Origin of the sequence: Mesobacillus zeae, from assembly GCF_003570705.1 — a bacterium.
Classification (GTDB): Bacteria; Bacillota; Bacilli; order Bacillales; family Cytobacillaceae; genus Mesobacillus_C; species Mesobacillus_C zeae.
On record NZ_QWVT01000013.1, the window covers coordinates 13,656 to 34,542 of the forward strand.

Sequence of the window (20,887 nt, forward strand, 5' to 3'; positions counted from 1 at the left end):
AGTCTGCCCTGTTTCGCAGAAACACACTAATCTTGCAAAAAAAAAGCGTCCCTGATAACAGGAACGCTTTTGGGCCGCTCTTTATTCGTTTGTCATTTCTTCATATTTTTCTGGAGTCATCAGGTTGTCCAGTTCACTGGCATCGGAAAGTTCAATGACAACCATCCATGCTTTCTCATATGGAGATTCATTAACGAATTCAGGGCTATCATTAAGCTCTTCGTTCACTTCGATGACCTTCCCGGAAACAGGCGCATAAAGCTCGGAAACAGTCTTTACAGATTCAACGCTACCAAAAGGCTCATCAGCTGTTACAGTGTCTCCGACTTCCGGAAGCTCTACGAAAACGATATCTCCCAGTTCAGATTGTGCGAAATCGGTAATGCCGACACGTACTTTTTCCCCTTCGGATTTGACCCACTCGTGTTCTTCAGAATAGCGTAATTCTTTTGGTGTATTCATCAGTATCCCTCCACTATATGTTTAAATCCAAACAAGCCGCCAAAGCGTCCTTATTCGGAAACTTCCCCTGTACTTATGATAGCCAAGTATTTCTGTACTCTTCTTCCTTAAAGCCGACTGTAACCTTTTTGCCGTCTGTCAGCAGCGGACGTTTGATCAGCATCCCATCGGATGCGAGCAAATCGAGCAGTTCCGATTCGGAAGCTATTTTTACTTTGTCTTTCAATCCCAATTCCCGGTATTTCTGCCCACTCGTGTTAAAAAACTTCCTGAGCTCCAGTCCGCTTTTCTTATATAGCTCTTCAAGTTCAGACCGGGAAGGTGGATGTTCTACAATATGTAATTCATTGTAAGATACCCCATTTGCATCAAGCCACTTTTTTGCATTGCGGCATGTTCCGCATTTTGGATACCAGTAGAAGGTCAATGCCATCATTTCACCACCCAGAGTTTCTTTTCCGGGTAAATACCCTATACACGGATATTACCATACCTTTATATCACAATTCTAACATTGAGTGCTCCAATTTTCCAAAATCTTTTTTATTAGGGCACCATTCGCCAGCAAATCATTTTTTCATCAGGAAAAAAGGCTCCCTTCCAAAAGGAAGAGAGCCTGCTTTTAGAAGATTAAACGACAAACTTCTCACTATCGATCAGCCTGTCTGCGGCTTCACGCTTCTTCGCGATCACATTGATCGGCGTGAAGCGGGTAAATTTTCTCAAAGCGGAAGTCAGCATGCGCAGCGTATCGCCCTGCTCTGTTGCAACAAGTGTTTCCTTGGCATCCTGTTCAATTTCGTTAAAGGCTTCCTGACAAAAAATCTGTGTATAGAGTAACTTTTGGCTATTCTTTTCAAGCCCTTCTTTCTTAATGGCTTTTTCGGTCCGCAAGACAACTGACTCCATTGCATAAGCATTTGAGACAAGATCAGCAATATTCACAAGGATTTCCTGCTCTTGGTCAATGGCCTTTCCGAATTTCTGGGCAGCAAGGCCTGTTGCAAGCAGTGCAATTTTTTTCGCATTCTTTACAAGGTATTTCTCCTGTGCAAGCGGCTCGTCGCCTGGCTCTTCAGGCATCATCATCATCAATTCTTCCTGCAGTGCCTGGGCTTTTTGGAAAAGCGGAAGCTCGTTCTTCAATGCTTTTCTCAAGTATGTTCCAGGTACAAGCAGGCGGTTGATTTCATTCGTGCCCTCAAAAATACGGTTAATCCGGGAATCACGGTAAGCCCGCTCAATTTCGTATTCCTGCATGAAACCATATCCTCCGTGAAGCTGAACACCTTCATCAACTACGTAATCAAGTACTTCTGTCGCAAAAAACTTATTCAGGGAGCATTCGATCGCGTATTCCGCGATGGAATCAGCAACCGCTTTTCCGTTGTTAATTTCCTCTTCGCTCAGCCTGCTCATCCTGTCTTCGAACATACCGACAGTACGGTATACAGAGCTTTCAGCGGCATATATTTTCGAAGCCATCGTTCCGAGCTTTTCCTTCGTCAGGTTAAACTGAGAAATAGGCGTCTTGAACTGCTGGCGCTGGTTTGTATACTTGACTGTCAGGCCAAACGCCTGCTTTGCTCCACCAACAACGCCTACACCTAGCTTATAACGGCCGATATTCAGGATATTGAATGCAATCACATGCCCTTTGCCCGCAACACCAAGCAGGTTTTCCACAGGCACTTCGGCATCTTCAAGTATCAATGTTCTTGTTGAAGAGCTCTTGATTCCCATTTTCTTTTCTTCTGCCCCAGTGGAAACGCCCGGGAATTCGCGTTCCACAATAAACGCGGAGAACTGCTCGCCATCAATTTTTGCGTATACAACAAACACATCAGCAAAGCCTGCATTTGTAATCCACTGTTTCTCGCCATTGAGAACATAATGAGTTCCCTCAGCATTGAGCTTTGCAGTCGTTCTTGCGCCAAGAGCATCCGATCCTGAACCCGGCTCTGTCAGCGCGTAGGCCGCAAGCTTCTCTCCAGTCGCCAGAAGCGGAAGGTATTTTTGCTTTTGCTGCTCATTGCCGAAGAGAACGATTGGAAGGGAGCCAATCCCTACATGTGCGCCATGGGTGATGCCAAAACCGCCTGCCCTCGACATTTTCTCGGCTATCAGAGCTGAACTGATTTTATCAAGGCTAAGGCCGCCGTATTCTTCCGGTACATCAGCTCCAAGCAACCCCAGGTCTCCAGCCTTTTTCAATAGTTTTACAGAGCGGTGGAATTCATGGTTTTCTAAATGCTCCACCTCTGGCAGCACTTCGTTCTCAACGAAGTCCTCGGCTGTCTTAGCAATCATTTTCTGTTCATCCGTATAATCCTCCGGAGTAAACATTTGGTCACTAGTTACTTCTTCAATAATAAAACTGCCGCCCTTTAAGAGTTTATCAGTTTGATTTGCCATTAGTAGATTCCTCCCTGTTTTTCATCAAATTGCCGAGGGGTACTCCCTCGCTAGCTGTGATTAAAGAAGTTCAAATACACCTGCCGCACCCATACCGCCGCCAATGCACATTGTGACTATGCCAAACTGCTCGTTGCGGCGTTTCATTTCGTGAATCAGTGAAAGTGTGAGTTTTGCACCGGTACAGCCAAGAGGATGGCCGAGAGCAATCGCTCCACCATTTACATTGACTTTATTTTCATCAAGCCCGAGCTCGCGAATGACCTGAATCGATTGAGAGGCAAACGCTTCATTCAGTTCAATCAGCCCAATATCGGATAACTCCAATCCTGCCAACTTAAGCGCTTTCGGAATAGCTACAACTGGGCCGATACCCATGATTTGCGGCGGTACACCCCCAAGGGCGAATGATCTGAACTTTGCCAGTGGCTTCATTCCAAGCGAATCCGCTTTTTCCCCATCCATGACCATAACAGCCGCAGCACCGTCGCTCGTTTGCGATGAGTTTCCTGCCGTAACCGTTCCTGTCACAGAGAAAGCTGGACGCAGCTTAGAAAGGACTTCGACAGTTGTTCCCGACCGTACACCTTCGTCCTGCGTAAACTGGAACGTTTTCTCAACGAGCTTGTTATCCTTCCCGACAGTACGCGAAGCAACCTCAACTGCGACAGTTTCATCAGCATATTTTCCGTCTTCGAGTGCTTTTGCAGCACGCTGATGGCTGCGGACAGCGAATGCATCCTGCTCCTCTCGGGAAATCCCATATTTTTTAGCTACTTCCTCGGCAGTATGACCCATTCCCATATAATACTCGGGAGCGGATTCAGCAAGCTTCGAGTTTGGCCGAACTACATGTCCCATCATCGGAACCATACTCATGGATTCAGCGCCGCCGGCAATGATGGTGTCAGCGTGGCCAATCATGATTTTTTCCGCTGCGTAAGCGATTGTCTGCAGGCCAGATGAACAATACCGGTTGACCGTTACTGCTGGGACCTCATGCGACAAACCGGCAAGCGCACCGATATTGCGTGCCATATTCAAGCCCTGTTCAGCTTCCGGCATCGCGCAGCCAATAATAAGGTCATCGATATTTCCTTCATAATTGCCTGCGCGTTTCAAAGTCTCCCTGACGGCAATTGCTCCCAAATCATCCGGACGGACATTCGCAAGCGAGCCTTTTCTCGCTCTTCCTACCGGTGTACGTGCACCGGCAACGATAACCGCTTCTCTCATCTCATTCCCTCTCTTCCTTTAAGTTCATCATCTATGTTTAGATGCCAGTTTCCGATTAGCTTTTGTTTAGGATTAGTTGCGGAGAGGCTTGCCCTTGACGAGCATATGCTGCATACGCTGCTGGGATTTCGGCTCGGCTACAAGGCTCAGGAAGGCTTCCCTCTCAAGGTTCAGCAAATACTCTTCATCCACCAATGTGCCGTATGGAACCTTACCGCCGCTGATGACATAGGCAAGCTTCCTGGCAATCTTCAGGTCGTGCTCGGAAATGTAGCCTGACAAGTGCATTGTCTGTGCTGCAAGAAGTAATGTTGCATATCCTGGTTCTCCGGCAACAGGAATCTTTTTCTTCATTGGTGCGGTATAGCCTTTTTCATACAATGAAAGAACCGCTTGTTTAGCATCGTGTATTAAATGGTCACCATTTACGCTGATGCCGTCAAACTTATTGAGGAAGTTATTTTCTCTTGCTTCTTCTCCAGAAGTGGATACCTTAGCCATTGCAATCGTTTCAAAGACCTTGTTTGCCACTTTTTGAAGGTCAAACTCAACCCCGTTCGGAATTCCTTCAACATGCTTGATATACAGCTCTTTGTTTCCGCCACCACCAGGTATCAGGCCTACTCCCGCTTCGACAAGGCCCATATAGGTTTCCATCGATGCCTGGATGTGCGCAGCCGGAAGGCAGACCTCCGCACCGCCTCCAAGCGTCATTCCGAAAGGTGCTGCCACAACCGGCTTGGAACTGTATTTGATTTTCATCATTGCCTGCTGGAAATGGCGGACAACGAGGTCGATATCAAATAGATTGTCGTCCTGCGCTTCCATCAGGATCATAGCAAGATTGGCCCCGACACAGAAGTTCTTGCCCTGATTCCCGATTACAAGTCCTTTAAAGTTCTTTTCAACTTCTTCCACCGCAAAATTGATCATCTGGGTGATGTCCATGCCAATCGCGTTATTCGGAGAATGGAATTCAAGCAGCGCAACGCCATCCCCAAGGTCAATCAAGCTTGCCCCGCTGTTCTTTTTGATGACACCCTTTTGTTTTTTGAGCTGTCTCAGGCTGATGTTTTTCGGATTATTTTCAACAGGCAGGTATTCACCGTTATGAAAATAGGAGGTCTGCCCATTCTCTTCTTTGTAAAAAGATGTAAAGCCACTGCCTATCATGTCCTTGATCCAGCCAGGGACTTCGGATCCTTCCGCTTCCATCTTTTTAAGGGATTTTTCAAGCCCCAGTGCATCCCAGGCTTCAAACGGACCCATATCCCAGCCAAAGCCCCATTTCATCGCGCGGTCAATTGCCACGATCGTATCAGCAATTGTTCCGTGCAATTGTGCCGAATAGATGAGGACGGGAATGAATATATTCCAGAGAAGTTCACCTGCACGGTCCTGTGCGTACACAACTGCCTTCAGCTTATTCGCAGCGCCTTTTTCCTGCTTGCTGATTTCAATTGAAGCTGCTTTTAGTTTTTTACGTGGGCCGTACTCAAGTGTATGTGGATCAAGTTCCAGTATTTCTTTCCCCTTTTTCAGGAAGAAACCTTGGCCCGATTTGCTTCCAAGCCATCCTTTATCCAGCATTTCTTTCATGAATCCAGGAACTTCGAATACTTCTTGTTCCTGGCCTTCGACCTGCCCATGAACGTTGTTCGCCACATGGACAAACGTATCTAAGCCTACTACGTCAAGCGTGCGGAAAGTCGCGCTCTTCGGCCGCCCAATCAGCGGGCCTGTAACAGAATCGACTTCACCGATGCTGTATCCGCCTTTCAGCATTTCCCTGACGGTGACAAGCAGGCCGTATGTACCAATCCTGTTGCCAATGAAGTTCGGTGTATCCTTGGCTTCGACTACGCCTTTGCCAAGCCTGTCTTCGCCGAACGTTTTCATGAACGAAAGGATTTCCGGGTCTGTGTCTTTTGTAGGAATGACTTCAAGCAATTTTAAGTAGCGCGGCGGATTAAAAAAGTGGGTTCCCAGAAAGTGTTTCCGGAAATCCTCAGACCGTCCTTCAGCCATTGCTTCTACAGAGATTCCCGATGTATTTGAGCTGACAATGCTTCCTTGCTTACGATATTTGTCAACGCTTTCAAAAACTTTCTTCTTAATCTCAAGGTTTTCGACAACTACTTCGATGATCCAGTCGACATCTTTCAGACGGGGCATATCATCTTCAAAATTGCCGGCCTCAATCAAATTAAGGTTTTTCTTTGAGGCAAGCGGAGCCGGTTTTTGCTTTAGCAGCTTCTGAATAGCTCCCTCGGCAAAGCGGCTGCGGACACTCCTATCTACCAGCGTGAGTCCTTTCGCTTTTTCCCCTTCTGTTAGCTCGCGCGGTACGATATCAAGCAGCAATGTCGGTATCCCGATGTTTGCCAGATGTGCAGCGATTCCCGATCCCATAACCCCAGATCCTAATACAGCGGCCCTTTGAATTTGTCGCATTGTATTTGTCTTCCCCCTTTGACAAAATTCTTGAATGAATACTCATTCATTTTTATGCTAAAAAAAATGAGTGAATGAGTTTTGTTACTTAATACTATAGAATATTTCGAAACTTTGCGCAATGGTTAGGTATTGAAAAATAAAAATTTTTAGAAATTTTTATTTTTGGCTTGGATGGCGTTTATTGGGTCACTATAAAATAGGGAGGTGATGATGATGGCAAGATTGAAAAAAGATCCATCCAAACGCGGAGTAAGCGCTGCAAGCGTTAAGGGAAACGCTGGCCCTTCCGATAACCACCAAGGTATCAACAAGGTCAACAGCCAAAACAGCCAGTATAAAAAGTAATACTCTCCTTTTCATAACAAGCAAAAGCCAGGCCGCAGAAAGGGCCTGGCGTTCATTATTTCTTAAACATTCCTTTGAGCACAAAAGCTACATTTGCAGGGCGTTCAGCCAGGCGGCGCATGAAATAGCCGTACCAGTCTGTGCCATATGGGACATAGACACGCATGGTGTAGCCTTCCTGTACAAGCTCTTTTTGGCGCTCAGGCATGATACCGTAAAGCATTTGGAATTCAAACTGGCTGTTCGGGATATTAAGCTCTTTTACCAGTTGTTTCGTATAATTGATGATTTCGTCATCATGACTTGCTACAGCAGTATAGTTGCCGTTTTGCAAATGCATTTTGATGATTTTCTTAAGGTTCTCGTCCACGTCCTTCTTTTCGGGAAATGCCACTTCAGGAGATTCCTTATAGGCTCCCTTTACAAGACGGAGATTTGGCGAGTAATCGTTTAAATCCATAATATCCTTTTCCGTACGGTACAAGTATGCTTGGATGACCGTACCGATATTGTCATACTCGGACCGAAGCTGCTTAAATACTTCAATGGTTTTGCCGCAGCGTGAATAGTCCTCCATATCAATTGTAACAAAGACATTGTTCTCTTTAGCAGCTTCTAAGATTCGCCTCATGTTTCCCATCACAAGCTCATCGGAAATATCGAGCCCCATTGACGTCATTTTCAGGCTGAGCTGGGATTTCAGCTTTTCGCGCCCAATCGCCCTGATCGCTTCAATCGATTGGTTAGCCATTTCATTGGCTTCTGCTTCATTGTCAACAAATTCACCCAGATAATCAATTGTGACAACAAGGCCCTTTGAGTTGAGCTCTTTAATGACCTTAACAGCCTGATCGATTGTTTCCCCGGCAACAAACCGCCCCGCGCCGAATCTCAGGCCATATTTTTTTGCAAGTTTGGTTAAAGACCTGTTTTTTGACAGGAAAAGAAAAAAGTCTTTCATTATTTTTTCCATCTCTGTTATTCTCCCCTTTGAAAACGTTTGCAAAACAGCCTTATTTTTCGATATTTTGTATAAATTCAGGCTTTACTACCATATTATCATTTTTCTGTTTTTTTGAAAATTATTTTCGTAGAAAAATGTTCTTATTTGTCGATTCCACCCTGGAATACTTTTATCCCATATGTGGAAAGATAGGCAAGAATTGAGAATTATATAGGAGGGAAAATAATGCAGCAGCAAAACATGAACAATCAGGAACAGCAAGGGCAAATGCAGATGCAGCAGCCCCCTGAAGTCATTTCTGTGAAAGATTCGCTTTATTTGACAGACATGCTTTCATGGAATCTCCTTGCGATGAAGAAAGCCCATTTTTTCGCGCAACAGTGCAATGACTCCGAGATCAAGCTTGAATTGGAAAGGTGCGGGGAAATGCATCAGCGCCATTACGAGCGGATTCTGTCCCGCCTCCACAGCAGCCAGAATCAAAAGAATGCAGGAATGCAGTAAAGGAGGAAATAAAATGACCCAAAACCAGCAAAAAATACAAAACCCTGAAACGAAAATCAACAAAACCCCTGAGATGAACGACAGGGATTTTATCAATGATTTCCTGACAACCGAAAAATATATGACCGGCTCCTATTCAACGACGTTAAATGAACTAAGCCACGACAGCCTGTATCAGGAAATCGCATCCATTTTCAACGAAACGCAAGACGCCCAGCGCACCCTGTACAACCTGATGTTCAGAAAAGGCTGGTACGGTATCGAAGCCGCCGAATCACAAAAACTTGAGCAGTCACATCAGCAGTTCCAAGGCTATTCATCCCAGTTCCCATACGGGGGTAGACTTCAATAAGAAAAGCGAAAGCGCCTTGCACAGGGGCGACAAGCAGAAGACAAGACGGCGAGACTATACCGCTACATCCTGTGGCAACGTCGGCACTAGGACTTCCTGTCTTTGGTAGCTGGACAATGAAAGCGAAAGCCCCCGTTTAGCGACTTATGGACTGGAGCACACCGGCACGAGATAAGGCGAATCTTCAATCAGCGGATGGTTTTCCCGCTGATTGTTAGATGAGGAGATCGGGCTTTTACGGGCAGTTGGGAATCTACTGCCCGTTAATGCGCGATAAAGGAAACACAAAAAGTTAAATTTACTTATAAAAAAAGAGCAAGATTCCTCTAGCTCTTTTTTATCACGCACTTGTCGAGAACATATATTTCTTATGATGGTAACGGATAGAGAATATCAGCCCCATTGCGAACATATTCCCCATGAGCGAGCTTCCGCCATAACTGATGAACGGCAACGGAATGCCGGTGATTGGCAGCAGCCCGATCGTCATACCGATATTTTGGAAGACGTGGAATGTGATCATGCTGATGACACCAACACAAATATATGTGTAATAGTCATTCTTTGCTTCCATCCCGATTTTTGTAATTTGATAAATCAAAAGGAAAAACAAACTGACAACAATACTTGCCCCGATAAAGCCAAACTCCTCGCCGATCACACTGAAGATAAAGTCGGTGTGGCCTTCAGGAATTTCTACTTCACGCGAAAAGTAGCCTTTCCCTGTTGTTTGGCCCGAACCAATGGCAAGCAATGACTTTATCAGCTGATAACCTGTAGTGCCTTGATTGTTATACGGATCCAACCAGGAATATATACGTTCAAACTGATACTGGTCAACACCTAAATATTTTTCGAGCAGCTTAGGCTTAGCAAGAACAAAATAAAAAATTACACTAATCAAGGTTGCCCCAAATCCAAAAATAGGGAGAAGTATTTTCCATGATATCCCTGATATAAAGATCATACCAAGCATGATGGAAAGAAATACAAGCGATGTCCCAAGATCCTCTTTAATGACAAGCATGAGCGGAAACATCGTGACAAGCCCAATTTTAATCAGCAACCAAAAATCAGTTTGCATTGATTTTACTGGATTTTTTTGGTGATGTTCAAAGATGACTCTTGCTAGCGCCAAAATGATAAACACTTTGGCAAATTCCGATGGCTGCAGCGACCCGAAGCCCGGGACCTTAAACCAGGCTTTTGCTCCATTGATTGTAGGGGCAATACTGGCAGGTGCAACAATCAAAAAGGCCAGCAAAAAGATGCCAAAACCGTATGCATACCATGTGATCTTTTTCAGCTGGTCGGAATCGAGCCTTATAACAAAAGCAATAATCCCGCAGCCAATCCCATAGAAAACTACCTGCCGCACAAAAAAATTCGTAGGATATTGACCTGTTGTCTGCGCGCTGTAAATAGCCCCACAGCTTGCTAAAAACAATAAAAACAGTATTAGAACCAGGCCATAATCGAGCCTGGATGGTTTGTTTTGGTTAGAAGTCATAGGAAATCTCCTTTTATAAAAAACCTCGTACAATAATCCATTATATTTTTTTCCGGAGAAAATCACAACTTCTTCCCATCGATTGGCGACAATTTCATAAACACAAGAGCCGTTTCATTCCATTATTATCAAATTTTTTATGGACTGCCCCCCCTACCCATCCACATAGAATGGTAATGATTTAGCTTTTCAGGCGAACTTTAATAGGCTAAAATCTAGCTATACTATATTTTCCAAAAAAGTGAGGGCGTTCATATGCTTACAAAAATCGAAGCGTTTATTCTTGGGGTGATTCAAGGATTGACGGAATTCCTGCCAATCAGCAGTACGGGCCATCTCTATCTTGGGCGCAACTTGTTCGGCCTTCAGGAAGCTGGACTTCTGCTCGATACGATGCTCCATGTCGGCACTCTTTTGGCCGTGTTTGTCTTTTATAAGGATGAATTTATCCGAATTCTGAAGGATCCCTTTGGCAAACTCACATTCCTACTTGTCGTTGGAACGCTCCCTGCAGTTATGGCAGGTCTTTTGTTCAAGGATTTTTTCGATGACATTTCAAAAACAGGTGCAACAATCGGATGGGAGTTCCTAATAACCGGCACTTTTCTCTGGTTTGCTGATTCCATCAAAAACGGCCGAAAAAAAATGGCCGATATCACATACAAGGATGCTTTTATTATTGGTACGTTTCAGGCAGCCGCAATGATGCCTGCCATTTCCCGTTCCGGAATGACCATCGTTGCCGCACTTTGGCGAAAGCTTGACAGGGAAACGGCTGCCTACTTTTCATTCCTGCTGTCCACGCCGGCTATATTAGGGGCAATTGTGCTGCAGCTGAAGGACCTTTTTGCCGGAGGCTCTGAAGCGATCGCTCTTTCTTCGCTATTCGTTGGAATTGTGACCTCCGCCATTTTTGGCTATATCGCTGTAAAATGGATGATTGGCTATTTAAAAAACCATTCACTGAAGCCTTTTGCAATTTATGTATGGATATTGGGGATCGCCGTCCTCATCTTCCAGTTTACCGGAAAATTTTGAGCATAGGAATTTGTCTGTACTCCTAACGCTATACTTCTCTATCCCTAAAAAACCAAAAACCCCACTTCAATTAAAATTGAAATGGGGTTTTCCTCATTAGCAGCTGCTGCCGCCCCTTAAGACAAGGCTGTCATGATGTTCATCATATTCCAGGATAAGCCCTGCTGTTTCCTGAACTATGCTTGCATCGATTGCAACCTGAATATCATTAATAATTGAAACCGCATCTTCTTCTTCCGGCCCATCCAGGGCCAGTCCAATTTGGGGGCCTCCTCAGCCAAAGCCGGCGAAGTACATACGGATGCCCTCAGCATTGCGCTCTGCAAAAATGTCCTTCAGGACGTCGCGCGCCTCGTCAGTAATCTTCATCCTATCTTTCCTTTCCCACTGCTTTTTTTATAGTTTACCATTAGGGACTATTAAAAATCCAGAATACTGCCTAGCGTATTATTATGTGTCTATTTTTCGAACAAAATAAAATAAAACATAACAAAACGTGACAATATATAATAAAAATCACACTATTTTGCAGGAATTTGCTTTATCTTATAAGTAATTACTTAAAAGGAGTTGGGAAACGTGCAAAACTTCGCCTACACTCCCGATGAAATTGCATCAATGTTCAAGATCTCTAAAAATACCGTTTACGAGCTGATTAAACGAGGAGAATTGAACGCTTTCAAGGTTGGCAACAAGATGAGAATTGAGCCAGAAGAAGTAGAACGGTTTAAACACAGCATGCAGGCTTCCTCACCAAAAGCCAATCAAAACCGGACTTCTCACGCTGCAAATCATTCCCTTCTTCTTGCTGGAAGCCATGATTTCCTTGTAGAACAGCTTGTAAGCTATGCTGCTTCGGAAAGTGCAGGCTTAACCATCTCCCCTTCCTACATCGGCAGTCTTGAAGGATTAATGATGCTATACCGTGAAGCTGCAGACATTGCAGCAGTGCATTTGCTAGATCCCACATCCCGAGAGTATAACCTTCCGTTCATTCGCCAGCTTTTCGTACATGAAAAAATCACTGTTGTCAGGCTTGCGTCCCGGGAACAAGGATTGATTGTTGCAAAAGGCAACCCTAAAAACATCCTCTCTTTTAAAGATTTGGCCAGAAAGGATGTTTCCTTCATCAACAGGCAAAAAGGATCGGGTACACGCTTCTTGTTTGATTCCTTCCTTTCAGCAGAGAATATCCAGCCGGAAGATATTCGCGGCTACAACAAAGAGGAATGGAACCATTTAGCTGCAGCTTCCCATATCAACAGAGGGTCCGCTGACGCTGTCTTTGGGGTAAAATTTGCCGCGGGCCAGCTTGGTCTTGATTTTATCCCAGTGACAAAAGAACAATTCGACCTTGTATTTCGCTGGACAGACGATAACAAAACGAAGCTTGAGCATTTACTTGATCTTTTGCACTTTACGACATTCAAGGATTGCGTCATGAAACTGGAAGGATACGATGCAAGCCAATTCGGTGAAATTATTTTCCAATACGACTAATCAGGAGGAACTATAATGAAAAAGAAGTTACTCAGCATGATGCTCATCTTCATGCTCGCAATCATCACAGCATGTTCAGGTGCTGGAACAGATTCGAAAGAGAAAGCCGAAAAGAAAGTAGAAAAAAGGACCGATTTAATTCTTGCCACCACGACTAGTACACAGGACAGCGGTTTGCTCGATGTACTGGTACCACAATTTGAAAAAAAGTATCCATACAAAGTAAAAACGATTGCAGTTGGAACAGGACAGGCACTTGAAATGGGCACAAGAGGAGAAGCGGATGTCCTTCTTGTCCATGCCCCTGAAGCAGAACAGAAAATTGTGGACAGCGGCGATGCCATTAACCGCCATAAAGTGATGTACAATGATTTCATTATAGTCGGCCCCTCTGCAGACCCTGCAGGAATAAAAGGTGTTCCAGCAAAAGAAGCCTTTACGAAATTGATGGAATCCAATCAGCCTTTCGTTTCAAGAGGGGATGATTCCGGAACGCACAAAAAAGAACTCGAACTATGGAAGAACAACAAACTTGATCCAGCAAAAAAAGAGAATTATATATCTACAGGACAAGGAATGGGCAGCACGCTTCAGGTAGCTGCTGAGAAAAAAGGATACACACTGACAGACCGCGCCACATACCTTGCGCAAAAAAAGAGCCTGGGAGAATTTGATATCATGTCCGAAGGGGATGACAGCCTGCTGAACATTTACCATGTCATGCAAGTGAACCCTGAGAAACATGAAAAAATCAACAAGGAAGGTGCCAAGGACTTTGTTCATTTCATGAAGGACAACGAAACAAAGAAAACCATCTCCGAGTTCGGAAAAGACAAGTATGGACAGGCATTGTTCTTCTTGTTTGACAAATAAGCAAAAGAAAGAGCCTGATAAGCTATGGATCTGTTACTGCATGGGTTAAAAAAAGCAATAGAGATGATTCTTGAAGGGGACCCCGAAATTGCGGAAATTACATTGCGCACACTAGAAGTGTCAATGACCGCCATCCTCATCAGCACCATTGGGGGGGTTCCGGCAGGAATCCTGCTCGGCTTGTCGAGGTTTCCTGGGCGAAAACTACTTCTTACTTTTGTTAATATCGGAATGGGCCTGCCCCCTGTGGTAGCAGGCCTTTGGATCACCATTTTTTTATGGAGGTCTGGCCCGCTCGGGGACCTTTCCCTGCTCTATACGCCGGTAGCCATCATTATCGCCCAGACGCTTGTATCTTTCCCAATTGTAACCGGGCTAACAGCCGCAGCATTCCAGCAGCTTGATGAAAAAATGATTCTGCAAATCAAAGCTTTAGGAGCAACAAGGTGGCAGCTCCTCTGGATTTTGATGAAAGAGGCGCGACTTGCCCTCCTTGCAGCAGTAATTGCCGGCTTCGGCAGGGTCATTGCTGAAGTAGGGGCGGCAATGATGGTCGGAGGAAATATCAGCGGCGAGACAAGAATACTGACAACAACGATTGTAATGGAAGTTTCAAAAGGCAATTTCGAAGTAGCTTTGGCCCTCTCGTTCATCCTGATGGCAATCGCTTTCCTTATCACTTTCTGCCTGACCTATTTACAGCAAAGGAAGAGGCACGCATGATTACGCTTGAAAACATCCTTGTAAAAAAGAAAGACAAAACCATATTATCTGTGCCCCATTTCTCCCTGTCCAAAGGAAGCACATGCGGAATCATGGGTCCAAACGGGGCAGGAAAAAGCACCCTTCTGAAAACCCTCTCGTTTCTGGAGCGTCCTTCGAGCGGTACCATTACCTTTCAGGGTGCCGAGATCACTGGTTCTGTCTCTCTTGAAACGAGGAGGCATTTTGCTGTCGCCCTTCAGCAATCCTTGCTGCTCGATACAAGTGTTTACCAAAACGTCGCTCTCGGCCTTAAGCTTAGAAACCGCCCGAAAAGAGAGATCAGGGAAAGAGTCGAGTTCTGGCTCCAAACCTTCAGCATTTCCCATCTATCAAAAAAAAATGCCCTCCAATTATCAGGGGGCGAAGCGCAGCGGGTCAATCTCGCAAGGGCAATGGTACTTGGGCCAAAAGTGCTTTTTCTCGATGAACCATTTTCAGCGCTGGATTTTCCGACAAAATCAAAACTGATCAAAGACTTGAAGGACATCATCAATAAAACAGAGACTACGACAGTATTGATCAGCCATGATTTAATGGAAATCAAATATTTCACAGAAAATCTCGCTATCCTGATCGATGGCCAGATTAAGCAATATGGGGCAACAGCCGATGTACTTTCAAACCCAAACGCTGAGACAGCAGCTTTTATAGGAGAATGGAACAAAATGCTTTATTAAGAAGAAAAGCGGAAGCGACCGTCTAGCGGCGTAAAACAAAACCCGGGGGTTTCCCGGGTTTTCCTATATATCAGGCTGCCGGGAACAGAATGGTGAAGCTTGCCCCTTTTCCCGGATCGCTTTCAGCTTGAATGGTGCCTTTGTGTGCTTCAACAAGCGCTTTTACGATGGACAGGCCAATTCCAACTCCGCCGGTTTTGCGGTCTCTGGATTTATCTCCTCTGTAAAACCGCTCAAAAATATGAGGCAAATCTTCTTCCGCTATGCCTGCACCTTCATCTCTCACAAGAAAACCCGCCAGCCCACCTTCCTCGATGGCCGCTAATGTCACATTACCTCCCTCAGGAGTATACTTAAGCGCATTGTTCGTGACATTCATTAAAATCTGGGCGACTTTATCCCTATCACCCGAAAATTTTATGGGCACGCCCGGCGGAATGATTTGCAGATGGACACCTTTCTCCCTGAAAACAGGGACAAGAAGCTCATGCATGTCACGGAGCAGTACTCCGGCATCAAGCTCGGATAAATCCAGCCGAATTTGCGGGTTTTCCGCTGCAAGCAGTTTTTCCAGTTCGTTTACAAGCCTGACAAGACGCATCAGCTCGCTATGGCTTTGTTTTAGGCGGTCAGGTGTCGGTTCCCATATACCATCCTGGAAAGCTTCAATCTGGCTTCTTAAAGTAGCTAAAGGTGTACGCAGTTCATGGGCCAGGTCACCAGTGAATTCCTTACGAAGCCGTTCTTCTTTCTCCAGCGACATAGACAAATCATTAAACGCGATTCCAAATTCCTTCATTTCAAGGGAAAGGCTGTCAAGAGGCACCCTGACCCCTTTCTTGTGGCGGGCAAGCTCTTCAACTGCTTTTGAAAAGCTGTTCAGCCCGGAAGTAAGCCTTCTCGAAAACAGCATGCTGAAAACTAGCGAGAGCAGGATGGTCACCGCAACTGCAGTCCCGATATATTTTTTGATCGTCTGCAAAAAGATATAATCACTGTCAATGAAGCCTTTTGGATAGTAGATTTTAAGCACTGCGATCAGTTTCCCATCCTGCTGGATATTTTCAGTTGATGTCTGCCAGTTGTCTTCCTTGTAAGGATTAGAATCCATCCCGATTCCTTCCATGATTCCTCGAATCGAGGTGGAATCCATCAGGAGGATTTCGTTTGGCGTATACAGCTTGTAATATAGGCTATCATTCATTGCTTGCTCGTAAAAAAGCTGGGAAACCCGTTCCCCGGTAAAAGTGCCATGTTCCTTGAATTCAAGCATCAGGGCATTCTTCAGCTGACTGACGTTTTCAGTCCGGTTTTCATTGATATAATGGTTAAAGCTTGCTTCGAATCCCCACTGGAGGCTGAAACTGACAACAAGGATCCCAGACAAGGAAACGAGAAGAAAGTAAAACAGGATTTTAGAACGAAGCGTTTTCATCATCCGCCGTTCCCCCAAACTTGTAGCCCATCCCGAATACTGTCAGGATATATTTGGGGCCGCGGGCATCCTTTTCTATTTTCTTCCTCAAATTCTTGATATGTGTATCAATGCTCCGTTCGTACCCTTCATATGGAAAGCCATCTTCCTGTATCTTTTCAAGCAGATCCATCCTGCTGTATACTCGTCCCGGCGACTTGGCCATATTGGAAAGCAGCCTGTATTCAATTGGAGTAAAACTAATGCCTTCCCCATGAAGAGTGACTTCTTTTTTAACAAGGTCAAGTACAAGCTCATGGTTATTAAAGCTTAACCGTTCCTCTCTCTGAGGCGCTGCTTTTCTCACCCGGCGCAGTATCGCTCCGATTCTGACCACGATTTCCCGCGGACTGAATGGCTTTGTGACATAGTCGTCTGCTCCCATTACAATTCCGTTAATCCGTTCATCTTCTCCTGACTTTGCCGTTAGCATCAGGATCGGCACATCTGATTCCTTGCGTAAAAGCCTGCATATTTCCTCTCCTGAAATGTCGGGAAGCATAAGGTCAAGGACAATTAAATCAGGCTTTTCTGCTTCCGCTTTCCGAAGCGCATCAAGACCGTTGTCCGATTTGGCAACATCATAGCCTTCCTTGAGCAAATAGGCTTCCAGAACGTCCGTAATCATCCGTTCATCATCCACCAGCAAGATTTTCTGTTCCATAACACCCATCCTTTCGAGCAAAGATTCCTTCCTCGGCAGCGGATTGATAAATCTTCATAACTTCCACATAACTTCTCCATAAGATTTACATACCCACTTATTATTATAAAGACAAGAAGACAGCAAGGAGCAGGCGAAATAGGAAGAATTAAGCAACTTACTTCGCTGCTGCTAGCTTCAGGAAATGAATGGAGCTTCAACAGACAGGGGTTCGGAAAAACCTCTTTCGAAAGCCGGTATACTTTAAGGGCCATCGGTTTTCACAAGCTGTATTCGTTTTATGCAGTACTCTGGCTTTACATGTTTTGCAAACTTCCCTTTTAATTTTATAATCGGTTTTGTCCGCAAAACCTCCCTATGTGGAAGGCCGGCCAGGTGCCAGCCTCTTTTTTTTTGAATCTTTTCATTTCCCCTATTTTTTTAGTATGATTAAAAAAAACTGGGAGTGAGCTGGTTTGGGCAGAATATCCATCAAAATCGGTATTGTATTTTTTGCTTCCATCATCCTTATTGAAGGCGTCTTATTTTACTTCCTCCATTCCTCGATCATCCACTCCCGAATAAGCGAAGAATTGGCGGCACTGCAAATGCGCGGGAACAACCACAGGGATGTTCTTGAGTCAGCATATGGGGCTGAAACAATCCACCATATCACTGCGATGGAATCAAGCTTGGATACACATGTTGTCATTACAGGGCCCGATAGAAAAATCGTTGCCTCGTCCCGTCCGGTCGACGGGGATATTCAGAATAGCGTTCAAAGGACACCAGGCAAGGTACAGCGGGATGGGAGGATTCTCGAGGGTAATTGGAAGGAGAGAAAATATATCTCGTCTGTCAGCCCGCTGGACAGCGGCGGTGCGGTTTATATGTTCCAGGATACAGACAGAGTTCAAGGACTGATTTCAAAGCTGAATGAACACTTTTTGCTCGCTGGCACGCTACTGGTCATCATGATGGTTATGATCTTCAGCTTTTTGTCCAAATTCATCACAAACCCGATGATAAAAATGAATGAAGCGACAAAACGCATCAGTGCAGGCGACTATTCAGTCACTCTGCCGCGCCTTGGGAAGGATGAACTTGGAGAACTCGGGGAGTCGATCGCTGTTCTTGCAAGCGATCTTAAGCATATAAAAAAAGAGCGGAACGAATTCCTTGCGAGCATTTCGCATGAACTCAGGACTCCGCTTACCTATTTGAAGGGATATGCCGATATCGCCTGCAAGCCTAGAATTGACGACAAAGACAGGATGGATTACCTGCGGATCATCAAAGAAGAAGCATCAAGGCTTTCGGTGCTTGTACAGGAACTTTTCGACCTGGCCAAAATGGATGAAAACAGCTTTTCCATCACCCCCCGCCGGACTGACCTTAACCTGTTCCTGTCAGAAATCCACCGAAAAATCTCCCCTTCCTTTTCAGAAGAAGAAATGCAACTGGAACTGCATTGCCCAAAAGGCATCCATGCTGACATTGACCCAGCGCGATTTGAACAGGTAATCCTGAACCTGCTCGACAATGCCCGGAAATATTCAGGCAGGCACACTGTAACAAAGCTGGAAGCTTTCTCGCGCGGGGACAATGTGCATATCCATGTGTCTGATGAAGGAAAGGGCATCCCTAAGGAAGATCTCCCTTGGATTTTTGACAGGTTCTACCGTGTAGATAAGTCCAGGTCTAAGCAATTGGGAGGCTCAGGCCTTGGCCTTGCAATCGCAAGGGAGCTTGTCGAAGCGCATGGAGGTTCCATCTCAGCAGAAAGCGAACTTAATTCAGGCACGACTTTCGAAATCATCCTTCCATCCTGAGCGGAAGGATGGGTCCGCCTGCATGGCAGACCCAGAAAGTTCAGCCACCACTCCATCGTCCTCAATAGGCACAAGTGAGACAATGTACCGTGAACCCTTATAATCAACCCAGAATGATACCTTCTCTCTTTCTTCCCAGGCTGTATCATAATTTTTGAGCAGCCTGTTTGTTTTTGCTGAAAAAATTTCTTCAAGTGTTCTTCCATTGATATCCTCTTCATTCCGGCCAAGCTGCTGGAGCAAAAAGCCTCCATGGTAGAAATGAAGATAGTCATCCCCTTTTTTGATGGCTTTGAATAGACCCCCATTATGGTGATTGATGAGCCTTTCCCGCTCTGCTAACGTTCCCAGACGCTGTTTTTCGGAAAACATATCTCTGCGGATGATTGAAAAGTAAAATCCTTTCATAATGAAGAAATATCCCATTAGCTTGTAAAGATGCCCTGTCAAATTATCGATATCAAACACACTTTGGTATACGGTAAAAATAAGCTCTGACATGAACAGGAAAGTAAAAGCAAGAGCAACGTATAAATGGTATTCCTTCTTCCCTTCATAGTACAGATACAGCGCAAGGATGATAGAAGCGAAGTGAAGAAAGCAGACGGCATACTCAGCTGCGTTTTTAAGAAATGTCGTACCCTGCCCTTCAATGACAAGAAGCGGAAGCTGTGTTTCAAACCTGAAGAATACAAAAGAAAGCGTACCAATCAGCACCCCGCTCAATAGAAGCAGAAAACGTCTTGGATCAAAGCTAATCTTACGGTTCTTGAAGAGCAGGACTGCCACCATGGACACTGATTCAACTCCCCTGGCTGCCAGCCAAAACCATGTAGCCCTTGCAATGGAACTTTCTGCAATAAAAACAGGCATTCCCTTGAACGATAGAGCATGAAGCAGATCAAACGCCCCAACAATCAGAAAAACAAAAGCCAGCAAGAGTACCCTCGCCGACTGGGTATAGCTGAATGACCACCAGCCATATAAAAAAATAGAAAAAGAGACCGTTATACTAATGAATTCGAGCACTGTATGAATCCCCACATAATTATCCGGGTTGAAGTAACTGGACAATTCCGTATGATAAAAATGGACGGCCATTAGAAATATTGTCGCTGCGACAATATAAACCAAAAACCGTTGCTCACTGATTTTTTTATGTTCCAATACCATCACCTGCCTTGTCAGTTCTTGTCTATAGCGCGCTTGAATTCCTTGATAAGCCTGTACTTCTCTTGCTCTGTCTTCACGGGGACTTTCCCGTATTTAGGGACCATGTTATACCAATTTTTGGGCTTGTTCCTGTTAACAGCAAAAACATACATTTGTCCCGGCTGCAGCATGGAATCGTTTTCGTATTGCAGAAGATAGAGCTTTCCTTTTTCTTTGTAATAACCACCCATTTGGTTTATTGTCACGTCCCCGATAAGCGCACCCTTAAGATTTTGTGTGATCCTTACGGAAAATTGCGTAGAGGCTCCCCCAATGGCTTTCCTGTCCCCGCTTTCCTCAATCACTTCACCGATGAAAATGTTGTCTGCTGACCGGCTCAACACTTCCTTATCCTGGTAGTTATCCGCATATTCAAAGTCTTTGCCAATAATGATGGCAGACTCCCTAGAGTCCAGAAAATCAGTGAAATACTTCGTTGCAACCAATGACAGAACAAAGACCGCCAACATTGCAATCATGATCTTTTTCTTCATATCACAGATGGCCCCTTAAGAAATAATGGAATCATTTATATTTTAATGGAAGCCTCTGCCACAATGCCCAATATCATATGAAGGTTTAAGGAACATTTACTTCTGAACTTTTAAAGAGGGCCAAGTTTTCCCGG

Annotated in this window: 20 protein-coding genes; 9 read left to right on the top strand and 11 right to left on the bottom strand. The window is 44.9% G+C overall.

All coding sequences use genetic code 11. From position 1 onward, the window contains the following. Window positions 1–81: 81 nt before the first annotated feature. From gcvH to D1970_RS06995, 5 genes are all read right to left on the bottom strand, one after another. A complete protein-coding gene (gene gcvH, locus D1970_RS06975; protein ID WP_119112168.1) occupies window positions 82–462 on the bottom strand; it encodes a glycine cleavage system protein GcvH in 381 nt (126 codons plus the stop codon). Window positions 463–535: 73 nt separating this feature from the next. Continuing rightward, window positions 536–895, bottom strand: a complete 360-nt coding sequence (locus D1970_RS06980; protein WP_119112169.1) for an arsenate reductase family protein — start codon at window positions 893–895, stop codon at window positions 536–538. Window positions 896–1,092: 197 nt separating this feature from the next. Further along, the gene (locus tag D1970_RS06985; RefSeq protein ID WP_119112170.1) at window positions 1,093–2,877 is read right to left on the bottom strand and encodes an acyl-CoA dehydrogenase FadE; all 1,785 of its coding nucleotides are present in this window, start codon (window positions 2,875–2,877) and stop codon (window positions 1,093–1,095) included. Between the two features lie 60 nt (window positions 2,878–2,937). Then, window positions 2,938–4,113 (bottom strand): acetyl-CoA C-acetyltransferase, encoded by a 1,176-nt coding sequence (locus D1970_RS06990; protein WP_119112171.1) that lies wholly within the window; start codon window positions 4,111–4,113, stop codon window positions 2,938–2,940. Between the two features lie 72 nt (window positions 4,114–4,185). Beyond that, on the bottom strand, window positions 4,186–6,567 hold the full coding sequence (locus D1970_RS06995; RefSeq protein WP_119112172.1) for a 3-hydroxyacyl-CoA dehydrogenase/enoyl-CoA hydratase family protein: 2,382 nt from the start codon (window positions 6,565–6,567) through the stop codon (window positions 4,186–4,188). A 216-nt stretch (window positions 6,568–6,783) separates the two neighbouring features. Between D1970_RS06995 and D1970_RS07000 the strand changes: the two genes are divergently transcribed. Then, on the top strand, window positions 6,784–6,915 hold the full coding sequence (locus D1970_RS07000) for a YuzL family protein (protein ID WP_119112173.1): 132 nt from the start codon (window positions 6,784–6,786) through the stop codon (window positions 6,913–6,915). A 55-nt stretch (window positions 6,916–6,970) separates the two neighbouring features. On the opposite strand, the gene D1970_RS07005 is transcribed toward D1970_RS07000, so the two are convergent. Further along, window positions 6,971–7,888, bottom strand: a complete 918-nt coding sequence (locus tag D1970_RS07005; RefSeq protein WP_119112174.1) for a proline dehydrogenase family protein — start codon at window positions 7,886–7,888, stop codon at window positions 6,971–6,973. Between the two features lie 216 nt (window positions 7,889–8,104). On the opposite strand from D1970_RS07005, the gene D1970_RS07010 reads away from it, so the two are divergent. Beyond that, window positions 8,105–8,383 carry a hypothetical protein gene (locus tag D1970_RS07010; RefSeq protein WP_119112175.1) on the top strand — a complete coding sequence of 93 codons (279 nt, stop codon included), beginning with the start codon at window positions 8,105–8,107 and terminating at the stop codon, window positions 8,381–8,383. Window positions 8,384–8,396: 13 nt separating this feature from the next. Beyond that, window positions 8,397–8,735 (top strand): spore coat protein, encoded by a 339-nt coding sequence (locus D1970_RS07015; protein WP_119112176.1) that lies wholly within the window; start codon window positions 8,397–8,399, stop codon window positions 8,733–8,735. A gap of 340 nt (window positions 8,736–9,075) precedes the next feature. Here the strand turns inward: D1970_RS07015 and D1970_RS07020 are convergent, their stop codons facing one another. Beyond that, window positions 9,076–10,245, bottom strand: coding sequence for an FtsW/RodA/SpoVE family cell cycle protein (locus D1970_RS07020; RefSeq protein WP_119112177.1), 1,170 nt, complete (start codon window positions 10,243–10,245; stop codon window positions 9,076–9,078). A 255-nt stretch (window positions 10,246–10,500) separates the two neighbouring features. Between D1970_RS07020 and D1970_RS07025 the strand changes: the two genes are divergently transcribed. From D1970_RS07025 to D1970_RS07045, 5 genes are all read left to right on the top strand, one after another. After that, entirely contained in the window at window positions 10,501–11,283 is a 783-nt protein-coding gene (locus D1970_RS07025; RefSeq protein ID WP_119112178.1) for an undecaprenyl-diphosphate phosphatase, read from the top strand. A gap of 579 nt (window positions 11,284–11,862) precedes the next feature. Next, complete coding sequence (locus D1970_RS07030) at window positions 11,863–12,783, top strand: substrate-binding domain-containing protein (RefSeq protein ID WP_119112179.1); 921 nt, start codon at window positions 11,863–11,865, stop codon at window positions 12,781–12,783. Window positions 12,784–12,798: 15 nt separating this feature from the next. Continuing rightward, on the top strand, window positions 12,799–13,656 hold the full coding sequence (locus D1970_RS07035) for an ABC transporter substrate-binding protein (RefSeq protein WP_119112180.1): 858 nt from the start codon (window positions 12,799–12,801) through the stop codon (window positions 13,654–13,656). Between the two features lie 24 nt (window positions 13,657–13,680). Continuing rightward, window positions 13,681–14,379, top strand: a complete 699-nt coding sequence (locus D1970_RS07040) for an ABC transporter permease (RefSeq protein WP_119112181.1) — start codon at window positions 13,681–13,683, stop codon at window positions 14,377–14,379. Next, window positions 14,376–15,098: an ABC transporter ATP-binding protein gene (locus D1970_RS07045; protein ID WP_119112182.1), complete on the top strand. Its 723-nt coding sequence runs from the start codon at window positions 14,376–14,378 to the stop codon at window positions 15,096–15,098. The genes D1970_RS07040 and D1970_RS07045 overlap by 4 nt, the downstream gene beginning before the upstream one ends. A 70-nt stretch (window positions 15,099–15,168) precedes the next feature. Here D1970_RS07045 and D1970_RS07050 read toward each other — a convergent pair whose 3' ends face one another. Both D1970_RS07050 and D1970_RS07055 read right to left on the bottom strand, forming a co-directional pair. Further along, window positions 15,169–16,536: a sensor histidine kinase gene (locus D1970_RS07050; RefSeq protein WP_119112183.1), complete on the bottom strand. Its 1,368-nt coding sequence runs from the start codon at window positions 16,534–16,536 to the stop codon at window positions 15,169–15,171. Continuing rightward, window positions 16,514–17,236, bottom strand: coding sequence for a response regulator transcription factor (locus D1970_RS07055; RefSeq protein WP_119112259.1), 723 nt, complete (start codon window positions 17,234–17,236; stop codon window positions 16,514–16,516). The genes D1970_RS07050 and D1970_RS07055 overlap by 23 nt, the downstream gene beginning before the upstream one ends. Window positions 17,237–17,691: 455 nt before the next feature. Here D1970_RS07055 and D1970_RS07060 point away from each other — a divergent pair, with 455 nt between their 5' ends. Next, on the top strand, window positions 17,692–19,047 hold the full coding sequence (locus D1970_RS07060) for a HAMP domain-containing sensor histidine kinase (RefSeq protein ID WP_119112184.1): 1,356 nt from the start codon (window positions 17,692–17,694) through the stop codon (window positions 19,045–19,047). On the opposite strand, the gene D1970_RS07065 is transcribed toward D1970_RS07060, so the two are convergent. Next, window positions 19,012–20,214: a membrane-associated sensor domain-containing protein gene (locus tag D1970_RS07065; RefSeq protein WP_181213388.1), complete on the bottom strand. Its 1,203-nt coding sequence runs from the start codon at window positions 20,212–20,214 to the stop codon at window positions 19,012–19,014. The genes D1970_RS07060 and D1970_RS07065 overlap by 36 nt on opposite strands. Window positions 20,215–20,231: 17 nt before the next feature. After that, window positions 20,232–20,753 carry a hypothetical protein gene (locus D1970_RS07070; protein WP_119112186.1) on the bottom strand — a complete coding sequence of 174 codons (522 nt, stop codon included), beginning with the start codon at window positions 20,751–20,753 and terminating at the stop codon, window positions 20,232–20,234. Between the last annotated feature and the right edge of the window lie 134 nt (window positions 20,754–20,887).